Origin of the sequence: Haladaptatus sp. AB643, assembly GCF_024136975.1 — an archaeon.
In the GTDB taxonomy this organism is placed as follows: domain Archaea; phylum Halobacteriota; class Halobacteria; order Halobacteriales; family Haladaptataceae; genus Haladaptatus.
This window is the reverse complement of the sequence record NZ_JAMYJW010000017.1, coordinates 39,664-51,669: the sequence shown is the minus strand read 5'-3', so window position 1 is coordinate 51,669 and position 12,006 is coordinate 39,664. Positions and strand designations below refer to the sequence as shown.

Here is a 12,006-nt window from a genome sequence, read left to right as displayed (position 1 = left end):
TCTATTCGTAGCGAACGTTTCGCAGGTCGCCCTTCGTATCTACGTCCAGCAGAACCCCCGGATCGCCGGTTTCGATCAGTGCGGAGTGCTCGCCGTCGAGCAGGATTTCACGCCCGCCGATATCCCCTGAAACGTCCGCGAGGGCGTCGAAGTGGATGGAATCGAAGAGGACGGGGTTGCCGCGTCGGCCGTCGAAGGCGGCGGCGAGGGCGTCCCCGGAACCTGCACGATACGCTGAAACGAGGCGGTTGATGCTCCGGGATTGGACGTGTGGCATGTCGCCGAGCGCGAAGACGATGGCGTCGTACTCTCGCCCCCATTCGACGCCCGCCCGGACGGACGTGGCCTGGCCGCGTTCCGCGTCGGGATTTTCGATGATCGGAAGGTCGAACCCGTCGAGCGCGTCCCGAACCCCGTCGGCGTTTCCGCCGATGACGGCGGCGACGGCGTCGAGTTCGCTCGCGTAGCGGAGGCTTCGCGCGGCGTGTCGAACCAGCGGGTCGTCGTCGAGCGAGGCCAGGAGTTTGTCCGACTCGCCGAAGCGCGAACTGCTACCGGCGGCCAGCAAGACGCCCGCGACGGACGCGTCCGGACGGCTGGATCCCGAATCCTCGTCCTCGTCCGGCCCGTTGAACGGCGGCCGAATTACCGGGAGCGTCACGTCACGACCTCCATCGGGACGAATCGAACCGTCTCCCCGACGTCGAGCGACTCTCGCACCCGGAGGTAGCCGTCCATTTCCAGCACACGGGCACAGTCGGCGAGAATGCGCGGCGAGAATCGCTCGCCGTAGATCGGAACCGACGAGTCGGCGTGCCCGAGCGGGACGAGTTCGTCGCCTCGGTGTTCGACGGGTACGACGAACTCGGCTTCACGGTCCGGAACCGCGAGGTCACACCCGAGTCGTGCGCGTTCGGTCGGTTCGGCGGTTTCCGCGGTGAGAAGCGCTCGGCAGACGGAAATCGCGCTGAGGAACGCGGCGACCGGTTTGCCGGGGAGAGCCACCGCGACGGCGTCGTGGTCGGGAAGGGTGGCCACGCGGACGTGGCTCCCGGGGCGAGCGTCGATGCCGTCTACGACGATTTCCCCGAGGTCGGCGAGCGCACTGCGAACGTGGTCCCGTGCGCCGCCGCCGGTGCCGCCGCTCGTCAGAAGCACGTCGGACGCGGCGGCGTGTTCCGCGATGGTGTCCCGAACCGCGTCCGGTTCGTCGGGTACTGGAGCGACGACCTGACGTTCGTGGCCCCACGACGCCACGAGGTTGGCGAGCATCGGCGAATCTCGGTCGGGTTGGCGACCCTCCACAAGTTCGGTGCCGGTGCCCAGGATGCGGACGGAGAACGGTTCGCGGACGGGAACGTCCGCGACGCCGATGTCCGCGAGTAGACCGGAGTCGGGCGGGGTCAGTCGATCGCCAGCGGAGAACAGGGTCTCGTCTCTCTTCGCGGTCGTCCCGCGGCGGAAGACGTTCCGTCCGGGTTCGACGGATGGACCGGAGAGTGTGGTCTCGCCGTTCTCCTCTTCCAGTTCGGCTCGTTCGCGTTCCAGAACCGCATCGGCACGGTCGGGAAGCGACGCGCCGGTGGCGATTCGGATCGCTTCGCCCGTCTCGATTTTTGGTGGTTCGCCCTCCGCACCGATGTCGCCGACGACGCGGAGGGGATAGCCATCAGCGGCGGCGAACGCGTACCCGTCCATCGTCGCCCGGTCGTGTGGTGGAACGTCGGCGGACGCGACGATGGCTTCCGTGAGGACACGGTCGGTAACTTCTGCCGGGGGGACCTGATTCGTCACCCCCTCTTCGAGAAGCGTTGCACGCGTCCCTATCGTCCGGTCGAGCGCTGTTCGTCGTGAAACCCGGTTCGTCACGGAGAACTGTACGGGCGGAGAAATGAAAGTTATTCCCCATCCGTAACCGGGATTGGTCGCCGAATTCGGGAAAAGCCTTATTGTCTATTCCATAATGATTACATGTGATAGATGATTCCAAGAATCACGACGGCGGGAGGACGGTGAGTTCGCGTGGAGTTCAGTGACACGTTCGAGATCGCGGACACCACCCGCGAGGAGGCGTGGCTGGCGCTCTCCGACCCGGTAATGATAAAAGAGGCACTGCCGGGCTGTCAATTCCTCGTGCGCGTCGATGACGAGGACGTTGACTTCGACGAGCTCCGCGAGCAGGTGTCGGACGACGACCCACCGACACTCCCCGAGGCGGACACCGAGGAAATCGCCGAACGGGCGTTCGAGGAGGGAGCACACTACGCGGCGCTGATGGAGATTGGCGTCGGCAGCGTCAAACCCTCCTTCGAGACGGTCGTCACCATCACCGATCGGGAGTTCGGCCACATGTCGGCCGAGGGTGAGGGTGAGGCCAGTAACTCCTCGTTCGAACTCGAAGCGGGGATGCAGTTGGAGGAAACCGAGAACGGCGTCGCCGTCGATTGGCAGGCCCAAACCGACGTGTTCGGGCGTGTCGCGCAGATGGGCCAGCGCGTCATCAATCCGGTGGCGAACCGCGTCGTCAACCGGTTCTTCGGCAACATCGAGGACCAGCTACGGGACGTCGAAACCGACGACAGCGGCGGAATCACGGACAAAATCAGGGATCTGCTATGACGGAACACGACATCACAATCACGGTAAACGGCGAGGAAAAGGACCTCACGGTCGAATCACGAACATTGCTCGTCCACGCACTCCGGGACGAGTTGGGATACACGGGACCGAACGTCGGGTGTGAGAGCAGCACCTGCGGGGCGTGTACGGTGCACCTCGACGGCGACGCCGTCAAATCCTGTACCGTCCTCGCGGTGCAGGCCGACGGATGCGACGTAACGACGGTCGAGGGGTTGGCCGACGGTCCGGCACTCAACCCCGTTCAGGAGAGTTTTCAGGAGGAACACGGCCTGCAGTGTGGCTACTGTACGCCGGGCATGATAATGACGGCCCAGCAGTTCCTCGAAGAGAACCCCGACCCCTCGCGGGAGGAAATCCGTGAGGCGCTGGAAGGTAACCTCTGTCGGTGTACCGGTTATCAGAACATCGTCAACGCCGTCGAATCCGCCGCCGAGAAGATGCGGGCCGAGGGTGCCACCACCGCTGCGGAGGGGGACTGAGATGTCCATCGAAACCGTGGACGCGGACGACGTTGATATCGAGGAAGTCCTCGGTTCGGCCATCAAGCGCCGCGAGGACCCGTCGCTCATCACCGGTCGCGCGGAGTACACGGACGACATCCAGCGCCCGGACATGCTGCACATGGCCGTCACGCGGAGCCAGTACGGCCACGCGAAAATAAACTCCATCGACACCAGCGACGCCGAGGCGATGGACGGCGTCGTCGCGGTCTATACGGCCGAGGACTTCGACGTACCCGGCGAACTGCCGGTCGGATGGCTGCTCGACAGTCTCCGAACCCCGGCCCACCCGATTCTGGCGAGCGACCGGGTACGCTATCAGGGTGACGCGGTAGCGGTCGTCGTGGCCGACGACCGCTACATCGCAGGGGAAGCGGCCGACGCGGTGGACGTGGACTACGACCGTCTCGACGCGGTGACGGACCCCGCGGAGGCGCTCGAAGAGGACGCGCCGGTCCTCCACGAGGACCAAGGCGACAACGTCGCCCTCGACTGGGAACTCGGCGACGCCGAGACGACCGACGCGGCGTTCGAGGACGCCGCGACGGTCGTGGAAGCCGACCTGCACAACCAGTATCTCATCCCGAACGCGATGGAACCGCGGGCGACGGTGGCCGAGTACAACGCCGGGTCGGGCGACCTGACGGTCGCCATGACCTCACAGAACCCACACCTTCACCGCCTGCTGATGTCCGGGGTCATCGACCACCCCGAGCACAAACTCCACATCCGCGCGCCGGACGTGGGCGGCGGCTTCGGGTCGAAGATTCACCACTACGCGGACGAGGCGCTGACGGCGCTCTGTGCCCGCGAACTCGAACGACCCGTGAAGTGGGTCGCCACCCGTACCGAGACCTACGAGACGGACGCGCTCGGGCGTGGCCACGTCACCCACGCCAAGATGGCGCTGGACGAGGACGGCCACATCACCGGCTTCGACGTGGATACGAAGGCCGCTCTGGGTGCCTACCTCTCGACGTTCGCACCGGCCGTGCCGACCTATCTGTACGGAACGCTCCTCTCCGGACAGTACGACATTCCGGCCATTCACGTCTCCGTGGACGGCGCGTTCACCAACGTTCCACCCGTGGACGCCTATCGTGGCGCTGGCCGCCCGGAGGCGTCCTACGTCGTGGAGCGCATGATGACGCTCGCGGCCCGCGAAATCGGCGAGGACCCGGCCGAATTCAGGAGGAAGAACTTCGTCGACTCGGACGACTTCCCGTATCAGACGCAAGTCGCCGTCGAGTACGACAGCGGCGACTACGAGAAGACGCTGGACGAGGCGCTGGACGCGCTCGACTACGACGAACTCCGCGAGCGACAGGAGAAACTGCGCGACGAGGGTCGCTACATCGGCGTCGGCCTCTCGGCGTACATCGAAGCCTGCGGGCTCGCACCCTCCGAACTCGCCGGACAACTCGGCGCACAGGCCGGGCTTTGGGAGAGTTCGCTCGTCCGCATGCAGTCGTCCGGAACCGTCACCGCCTACTGCGGGACGTCGGGCCACGGACAGGGCCACGGGACGACCTACGCCCAGATCATCGCGGACGAACTCGGCGTCCCTTACGACGACGTGGAAATCGTCGAGGGTGACACCGACGAGGTACCGCAGGGAATGGGTACCTACGGAAGCCGAAGCGCGGCGGTCGGCGGCAGTTCGCTGGCGACGAGCGCCGGAAAGATCGTGGAGAAGGCGCGGAAGATCGCGGCCCACCAGTTCGAGGCCGACGTGGACGACGTGGAGTTCGAAAATGGAGAATTCCAACTCGTCGGCGCACCGGACAAGAGCGTCAGCATTCAGGAAATCGCCGGGCAGGCGTACCTCGCTCACGACATCCCGGACGACATGGAACCCGGTTTGGAAGCCACCTCGTTCTACGACCCGGAGAACTTCACGTTCCCGTTCGGACTCCACGCCTGCGTCGTGGAAGTCGACCCCGAATCGGGTGAAATCGACATCGAACGCTACGTCGCGGTGGACGACGTCGGCAATCAGATCAACCCGAAAATCGTGGAAGGGCAGGTCCACGGCGGCGTCGCACAGGGCCTCGGACAGGCGCTGTACGAGGGCGCGGTGTACGACGACAACGGCACGCTCCTCACGGGATCGATGCAGGACTACGCGGTTCCGAAGGCCGAACACATCCCGGAAATCGAGACGCGAAGCACGGTGACGCCGTGCCCGCACAACCCGCTCGGCGTGAAGGGCGTCGGCGAGGCGGGCACCATCGCCGCGCCACAGGCACTGGTCAACGCCGTCACGGACGCGTTGGAACCGTTCGACGTCGACGACATCGACATGCCGCTGACGCCCGAACGCGTGTGGCGTGCGGTCGAGGAAAGCGGAGGTGAGAACTGATGTTCCCGGCAGAATTCGACTACTACAAAGCGTCGAGCGTCTCCGAGGCGCTCGATCTGATGGAGGAACACGCGGACGAGGACCCCGAAATAATCGCGGGCGGTCACAGCCTGCTCCCGACGATGAAGTCCGGTCTCGCCAGCCCCGGTGCACTCGTCGACGTCAGCGGTATCGACTCCATTTCGGGTATCGAGGCGGACGGCGACGAAACGACGATCGGCGCGATGACGAACTACGTCGACGTCGTGAACTCCTCGGACCTCGCGGAGAACGTGGCCGTCTTCCCGGCAACGGTCGAACAGGTCGGCGACGTACAGGTACGGAACCGCGGCACCATCGGCGGCAACCTCGCGCACGCCGACCCTGCCTCCGACCTCCCGGCGGCGGCCCTCGCGGCGGACGCGACGATAGTCGTGGAAGGTCGTGACGGCGAACGCGAGGTTCCGGTTGACGACTTCTTCCTCGGCATGTACGCGACGGACGTCGGGGAGGACGAACTGCTCACGGGAATCCGGCTCCCGAACGCGCCCGAAATCGGCGGTGCATACGCGAAGAAACCGAGTCCGTCCTCGGGTTACGCCATGGTCGGCGTCGCCGCCGCACTCGAAGTCGACGGGGACGAGGTGACCTCGGCCCGTGTCGCCGCGAACGGCGTGATGGACCACGGTATCCGCCTCGAACCCGTCGAGGACGCGCTCGTCGGCGGATCGACGGACGAGGATTCCCTCGCCGACGCCGCCGACCACGCGGGCGACGACCTGGACGAGATGCTGATGATGGACGACGTACAGGCGTCCGCGGAGTTCCGCGCCCACCTCCTGACTGTGTATACGAAGCGTGCGCTCGGAGCCGCGGTCGAACGAGCCAACGGCGGGGGTGCCGCCGCCGACTAAGTCTTGAACGACCGCACCCAATGGGTGACTGTGATTGACACGACGGAACCGACGAGTCCGCGCGGCGCGACCGGAGGGTATCGATGACGGGTCCTGACGGGTTCGACTCCGTGACGGAAGCGGAGCTTCGGGCGGTCTTCGACGACGAGGAGTACGTCGCCGAGGACGAGATAGTGACGACGGTCCTGCTGGCGCTGCGGATGGGCAAACCCCTTCTCGTGGAGGGTGAGCCAGGTGCCGGGAAGACCGAACTCGCCAAAGTGCTCGCCGAGGGGTTCGACACCGATCTCGTCCGTCTCCAGTGCTACGAGGGGCTGGCCGCCGAGAACGCGCTGTACGAGTGGAACTACACGAAGCAACTGCTCGCGATTCAGTCCGGCGAGGGCGGCGTCGCGGACGACGACTCCGTCTTCGACGAGGAGTACCTGCTCTCCCGGCCGCTTCTCGAAGCGCTCTCGGGCGACGGTGACCGACCGCCGGTGCTCCTCGTTGACGAGGTCGACCGCGCGGACGAGGAGTTCGAAGCGCTGTTGCTCGAAATTCTCTCGGACTTTCAGGTGTCCATCCCCGAACTCGGCACCGTCGAAGCCGCGACGCCGCCGGTCGTGATACTCACCTCGAACCGAACGCGAGGACTGAGCGACGCGCTGAAACGGCGCTGTCTGTACCTGTACGTGAACCCGCCGTCCGTCGAGAAGGAGCGGGCTATCATCGAGCGGAAGGTGCCGGAACTCGCCGACGGACTCGCGGCGGACGTCTGTGGCGTTGCCCAGCAACTCCGGGACCGCCCGCTCAGAAAGCGGCCCGGTCTCGCCGAAACGCTCGATTGGGCGGAAGCCCTGACCGTCCTCGGCGACGGTGGCGAAGACGCCGAGGATGAACACCTCTCGGTCGAAACGGCTCGACAGACCCTCGGTTGTCTACTGAAGGATGCCGAGGACGTCGAACGAATCGACGACGAGGTGCTCGAATCCCTGCTCGCGGAGGTGCACGCCGAGCCGTGAACTCTCCGCCGTCCGACCGTCCCGCCGACAGGCTCCGGGCCGAACTCGTGGAGTTCACGGTACAACTCGATCGAACGGGCGCGAACATCCCCGGGGATGGCGCGCTCTCGGCCGCACGGGCGCTCACCGCCGTCGAACGCCGTGATCGCGGTAGCGTACGGACCGCACTTCGCGCGACGCTGCTCTCCGACGTGAGCGCCCGAGAATCGTTCGACCGACTGTTTCCCGTCTTCTGGGCGCGCCTTCGTGGCGAGGACCGTCCGTATCCGGCGGACCCAGCGGATGCGCCCTCACCCGGCAGGCCGAACGTCGGGAACGACGGCGCGACCGCCGAGGAGGACGCCGAGTCCGAGCGGGGCGAGGACGAAGAGAACGGTTCGGAGACGGGAGCAGGAGCGACCGTCTCGCCGGAGCGTTCCCCGCTCGGAGATGCGGAAACGAAGACCGCCGCGAAATACAGTCCCAGCGGCGATTCGGACCGGTTTTCGACGGCGACCGTCGCCGTCCGGGACGAGGAACGAGTCGCGGACGCGACGGCGGAATTCACGCGGGCGGTGTCGTCGCTCCCCGGACGACGGTGGGACCCCGCTTCCGTCCCCCGCGGCGTCGACGCCCGCCGGGCGCTCCGACGGAGCGTCGAGAGCGGCGGCACGCCGCTTCCCATCCCCGGTCGCGTTCGAAAGCGAACCGAGACCCGCGGTGCGGTGCTGGTGGACGTGAGCCAGTCCGTCCTCGATACCGTGGACCGCGGGTTCCTCCTTCAGTTCCTGCGCGAAGTGCGGACGGCGTGGCGACGGACGCCGATATTCTTCTTCGACACGGAACTCCGCGAGGTGACCCCGGCGTTCGACGAATCGACGCTACACGACGCGCTGGTTGCGTTGGAGGCCGCCCAAGCCGAGTGGGGCGGCGGGACGCGAATCGGCGGCGCACTCGGCACGCTTCGGGACGAACACGCCGAAACCATCGACTGGCGGAGTACCGTCGTTATCCTCAGCGACGGGTTGGAACGCGGCGACGTCGACGACCTCTCGACGGGGATGGCGTGGCTGTCGCGGCGTGCCGGACGGGTCATCTGGCTGAATCCGTTGGCCGTGTCGCCGGCCTACGAACCCGCCTGCCGTGGGATGCAGGCGGCGTTGCCGTATCTCGATGGCCTGTACGGCTTTGCTGACTCTGGTGACTTGTATCGAATCGCAACCGAACTCTCCCGTCACGGTCCGGAGCGAACGCTCACGAGACCGCGTGCGGATCAGATGGAGGAAGTACAATGAGCGAAACCGAACGGAGCGAGTGGAGTGTACCGGAACGGGAACTGATGGCGAGCATCCGCGAGCGACTGGACGCCGATGGACCGGCCATGTTGGCGACGGTCGTCGACGTTCGCGGGAGCGCGTACCGCCGACCCGGCGCGAAGATGGTCGTCTCGCCGACCGAGGGCGGCGTCGGCGCGATTACCGCCGGATGTCTCGAAGACGAAGTTCGAAATCTGGCCGACCGGGTGATCGCCGACGGGAAGCCGACGCTGGAGACGTTCGACCTGACCGGCGACGACGACGAATGGGGCCTCGGCGTCGGTTGCAACGGCATCATCGATCTGTTCCTCGAACCGCTCGACGAGGGGATGCGGCCCGCCGTCGAAGCCTACGAGGCGGGAGATGCGATCACTGTCGCGACCGTCGTGGCGAGCGACGACGAGGCCGTCGACGTGGGCGAACGGGACTACTCGGACGATTTCGACGGTCTCCCCGAGGAAGTCGGCGACGCGATTCGGGCCGCCGACATCGAGCGCTCGCGGACCATCGACGTGGAAACGGACGAAGGGACCGTGACAACCGTGTTCGTTGACCGTATCGTTCCACCGACGGAGTTGGTGATCCTCGGCGGCGGTCACGACGTCGCGCCCGTCGTGGATCTGGCGCTGAACGTGGATTTCCGCGTGACGGTCGCCACCTTCCGCGGTGCCGACCGGGCGAGGGAACGATTCCCGGACGCCGACCGGGTGCTCTCGACCTCGCCGCGGTCGTTGACCGACGACGTGGCGTTCGACGGGGACACCTACGTCGTCGTGATGTCGCACAACTTCATCGACGACCGCCTCGCGCTCGCCGATTTGCTCGCGACCGACGTGCCGTACGTCGGTTTGATGGGTCCGCAGGAGCGATTCGAGCAGATGCTCGACGAGTTCGAGGAGGAGGGAGAGGAGTTGGGCGACCTCGATCCCGTCTACACGCCGGTCGGCCTCGACCTCGGCGGCGGCGCGCCGTATCAGGTCGCCCACAGCATCGTGGCCGAGGCGTTGGCCGTCAAAAACGGTCGCGAAGGATCACACCTCAGGGCGGTCGATGGCACCGTTCACGATCGAGCGGAGACGCCGTCCGAAACTCACTGATTCGGGGGGTCTCCCGACGTCAGTCCTTGTTCTCGCTCGACCGCTCGAAATCTTGGAGAGCAGTCGTTTCCCATCCGACGACTATCGCCACGCATCGTTTCAGCAGTGATCCCCGTGTAACTTCCCTATTGAACGATTTGACCCGAGTGAACGATCCGAACGGACCGCGAAAATGGATTTGTAAGCGCGAAAATCGGCCCGATCATCTCCCGTGTCGATTCTTAAACTGTGCATAAATAAGGTGGAACGGAACTGTGTTTCGCACATGGCTATCTGGCAGCGATATACTCCCCAAAATCTGATTCGTCTCCTACGGAATCCGGAACTCATTCGCGGGGAAACGCGACGCCTTCGAAAGGACGCGGTGAACACGAACGCGTACGTGTCCCGACTCGTGAACGACGACACGCGCATGGACGTGATGGCGGAGGACTGGGACAACCTCGTCATCCTGGATGCCTGTCGCTACGACCTGTTCACCGCACGGGCCGACTTCGGCGGACGGACGACGAGCAAACTGTCGCCCGGAAGCGAGAGTTGGGAATTCATGCAGGCCAGTTACGTCGGGCGCGAACTCCACGATACGGTGTACGTCACCTCGAACCCGCACGCCTACAAGATTCCGGACGGGACGTTCCACGCCGTCGTCAACCTCTTGGACGACGATTGGGACGAGGAGACCCGAACCGTCCTGCCCGAAACGATCGTCGAGCGAACGCTCGAAGCCTACGAGCGATATCCGGACAAGCGAATCATCACCCACTTCATGCAACCACACTATCCGTTCTTGGGTGAGAAGGGGAAAGAACTCGACTACGCCGGAATCGAGATGCAACTCGACGAGGACGAAATCAAGAAAGATCCCCATCCGTGGAACGCGCTTCAGTACCGCGAAACGACGAACGTGTCCGGTATCGTCGACGCGTACGCGGAGAACCTCGATATCGTGCTGCCGCACGTGGAGCGACTGGTGAACGAACTGCCGGGCAAAACCACCATCACGTCTGACCACGGCAACCTCATCGGCGAGCGAACCTATCCGATACCGATTCGAACGTACGGTCATCCCCGCGGATTGCACAAACGCGAACTACTCGAAGTGCCGTGGGTAGAGATCGACTCGGACGAACGCCGGGATGTAAAAGCGGAGTCGCCGGAGGAAGGAGACGAGATGGCCGACGACGTCATCGAGGATCGGTTGCGACATCTGGGCTACGCGGAATAGCGCGGCTTACGGAGATAGTTACAGCGACGCCAGACGGGCGATGTAGATGAGACTCAAGACGTGATCGCTCGTGTCGAGCGGCTCCGGCCCTTCGGAGCCAAAGCGGTCGGTTTCCGAGAACCCGTACATGTACGACTTGAGCGACTCGTAGGCGCCGTCGCTCATCCAGTCGATGTCGGCGTAGTGCGAGAGCGCCTTTCCGGTGTGTTCGAACCCGGATTTTTCGATGAGGAAGTCGAGCCATTCGAAGACGATGACTTCCGCGCCGTATCTCGTCGGAAGGCCGGTCAGATAGGGCTTCTCCGGAAGCCCACCGGACGCCAACAGCTTCGTCTGTAATTTCATCAGTTCCTCGCGCTGTCCGAGTCGGAGCAAGTCCTCCGCCGACTGTTCGTCCTCGCCCGCGGCCAGTTCCAGGGGTGGTTCGTCCTCGGCAGCCATCCTACGAAGTTCGCGCAGGTCGTAATTGGCAGGTCTGATGCTCATTCTGATATTTAGAAGACAAGCATTTCAACCTATTTAACTCTTGGTACGGGCGGATTAGAAAATCGCTACTCAGAAATCTTATCTGTTTGATTACTTGTCAGACGCGCCGCTTCGCCGCTTTCGTGCGACGAGTGCGAGGCAGAGGACGCCCGCCAGAAGGCCGAACACACGGCCCTTTCCGCTTCCGCCGGATTCGGCCTCGAAGTCGTCGGTTTCGACGTCATCGGGTTCGAACTCGGACGCTTCGTCCTCGCTCGAACCGGAGCGGCGTTTGTAGGCGAACAGGGCGGCACCGACGACGAAGAGCAGACCGAGAAGCGGCTTCAACAGTCCCAACGACGGCGAATCGGACGATTTCGGTTTCGTGCTGGCAGTCGCGGGTGCGGAATCCTCGTCCGGGTACACTCGTTCCTCGACGAGTGCCGGTTTTTCGATGTTGATTTTGAGGAGTGACATCACGAGTTCATTCGTCGCGGAAGAACGTTATAGCTTCTGCCTCTTCGG

Annotated in this window: 12 protein-coding genes; 8 read left to right on the top strand and 4 right to left on the bottom strand. The window is 64.6% G+C overall.

What is annotated here, in order from left to right; all coding sequences use genetic code 11:
• Nucleotide 1: 1 nt before the first annotated feature.
• On the bottom strand, nucleotides 2-661 hold the full coding sequence (locus NKF25_RS23010; RefSeq protein ID WP_253228961.1) for an NTP transferase domain-containing protein: 660 nt from the start codon (nucleotides 659-661) through the stop codon (nucleotides 2-4).
• Nucleotides 658-1,869, bottom strand: coding sequence for a molybdopterin-binding protein (locus NKF25_RS24525; RefSeq protein WP_253228960.1), 1,212 nt, complete (start codon nucleotides 1,867-1,869; stop codon nucleotides 658-660). Before NKF25_RS24525 ends, NKF25_RS23010 begins: the two co-directional genes overlap by 4 nt.
• A 153-nt stretch (nucleotides 1,870-2,022) precedes the next feature.
• Here NKF25_RS24525 and NKF25_RS23000 point away from each other — a divergent pair, with 153 nt between their 5' ends.
• From NKF25_RS23000 to NKF25_RS22965, 8 genes are all read left to right on the top strand, one after another.
• Nucleotides 2,023-2,619, top strand: a complete 597-nt coding sequence (locus NKF25_RS23000; RefSeq protein ID WP_253228959.1) for an SRPBCC domain-containing protein — start codon at nucleotides 2,023-2,025, stop codon at nucleotides 2,617-2,619.
• On the top strand, nucleotides 2,616-3,119 hold the full coding sequence (locus tag NKF25_RS22995; RefSeq protein WP_253228958.1) for a (2Fe-2S)-binding protein: 504 nt from the start codon (nucleotides 2,616-2,618) through the stop codon (nucleotides 3,117-3,119). The genes NKF25_RS23000 and NKF25_RS22995 overlap by 4 nt, the downstream gene beginning before the upstream one ends.
• Before the next feature lies 1 nt (nucleotide 3,120).
• Nucleotides 3,121-5,502 carry a molybdopterin cofactor-binding domain-containing protein gene (locus NKF25_RS22990; RefSeq protein WP_253228957.1) on the top strand — a complete coding sequence of 794 codons (2,382 nt, stop codon included), beginning with the start codon at nucleotides 3,121-3,123 and terminating at the stop codon, nucleotides 5,500-5,502.
• A complete protein-coding gene (locus tag NKF25_RS22985) occupies nucleotides 5,502-6,395 on the top strand; it encodes a xanthine dehydrogenase family protein subunit M (protein ID WP_253228956.1) in 894 nt (297 codons plus the stop codon). The genes NKF25_RS22990 and NKF25_RS22985 overlap by 1 nt, the downstream gene beginning before the upstream one ends.
• Before the next feature lie 83 nt (nucleotides 6,396-6,478).
• Nucleotides 6,479-7,399: a MoxR family ATPase gene (locus NKF25_RS22980; RefSeq protein ID WP_253228955.1), complete on the top strand. Its 921-nt coding sequence runs from the start codon at nucleotides 6,479-6,481 to the stop codon at nucleotides 7,397-7,399.
• A complete protein-coding gene (locus NKF25_RS22975; RefSeq protein WP_253228954.1) occupies nucleotides 7,396-8,673 on the top strand; it encodes a VWA domain-containing protein in 1,278 nt (425 codons plus the stop codon). The genes NKF25_RS22980 and NKF25_RS22975 overlap by 4 nt, the downstream gene beginning before the upstream one ends.
• Nucleotides 8,670-9,791: an XdhC/CoxI family protein gene (locus NKF25_RS22970; protein WP_253228953.1), complete on the top strand. Its 1,122-nt coding sequence runs from the start codon at nucleotides 8,670-8,672 to the stop codon at nucleotides 9,789-9,791. The genes NKF25_RS22975 and NKF25_RS22970 overlap by 4 nt, the downstream gene beginning before the upstream one ends.
• Nucleotides 9,792-10,056: 265 nt before the next feature.
• A complete protein-coding gene (locus tag NKF25_RS22965) occupies nucleotides 10,057-11,016 on the top strand; it encodes a hypothetical protein (RefSeq protein WP_253228952.1) in 960 nt (319 codons plus the stop codon).
• Between the two features lie 18 nt (nucleotides 11,017-11,034).
• Here NKF25_RS22965 and NKF25_RS22960 read toward each other — a convergent pair whose 3' ends face one another.
• Complete coding sequence (locus NKF25_RS22960) at nucleotides 11,035-11,502, bottom strand: FlaD/FlaE family flagellar protein (protein WP_253228951.1); 468 nt, start codon at nucleotides 11,500-11,502, stop codon at nucleotides 11,035-11,037.
• A 90-nt stretch (nucleotides 11,503-11,592) separates the two neighbouring features.
• Nucleotides 11,593-11,958: a hypothetical protein gene (locus tag NKF25_RS22955; protein WP_253228950.1), complete on the bottom strand. Its 366-nt coding sequence runs from the start codon at nucleotides 11,956-11,958 to the stop codon at nucleotides 11,593-11,595.
• Between the last annotated feature and the right edge of the window lie 48 nt (nucleotides 11,959-12,006).

What these genes read in the sequence shown, in the direction of transcription:
- NKF25_RS22995 (WP_253228958.1), top strand. Translation starts at nt 2,616, where the DNA reads ATGACGGAACACGACATCACAATCACGGTAAACGGCGAGGAAAAGGAC.
- NKF25_RS22990 (WP_253228957.1), top strand. Translation starts at nt 3,121, where the DNA reads ATGTCCATCGAAACCGTGGACGCGGACGACGTTGATATCGAGGAAGTC.
- NKF25_RS22985 (WP_253228956.1), top strand. Translation starts at nt 5,502, where the DNA reads ATGTTCCCGGCAGAATTCGACTACTACAAAGCGTCGAGCGTCTCCGAG.
- NKF25_RS22980 (WP_253228955.1), top strand. Translation starts at nt 6,479, where the DNA reads ATGACGGGTCCTGACGGGTTCGACTCCGTGACGGAAGCGGAGCTTCGG.
- NKF25_RS22970 (WP_253228953.1), top strand. Translation starts at nt 8,670, where the DNA reads ATGAGCGAAACCGAACGGAGCGAGTGGAGTGTACCGGAACGGGAACTG.
- NKF25_RS22965 (WP_253228952.1), top strand. Translation starts at nt 10,057, where the DNA reads ATGGCTATCTGGCAGCGATATACTCCCCAAAATCTGATTCGTCTCCTA.
- NKF25_RS22960 (WP_253228951.1), bottom strand. Translation starts at nt 11,502, where the DNA reads ATGAGCATCAGACCTGCCAATTACGACCTGCGCGAACTTCGTAGGATG.
- NKF25_RS22955 (WP_253228950.1), bottom strand. Translation starts at nt 11,958, where the DNA reads ATGTCACTCCTCAAAATCAACATCGAAAAACCGGCACTCGTCGAGGAA.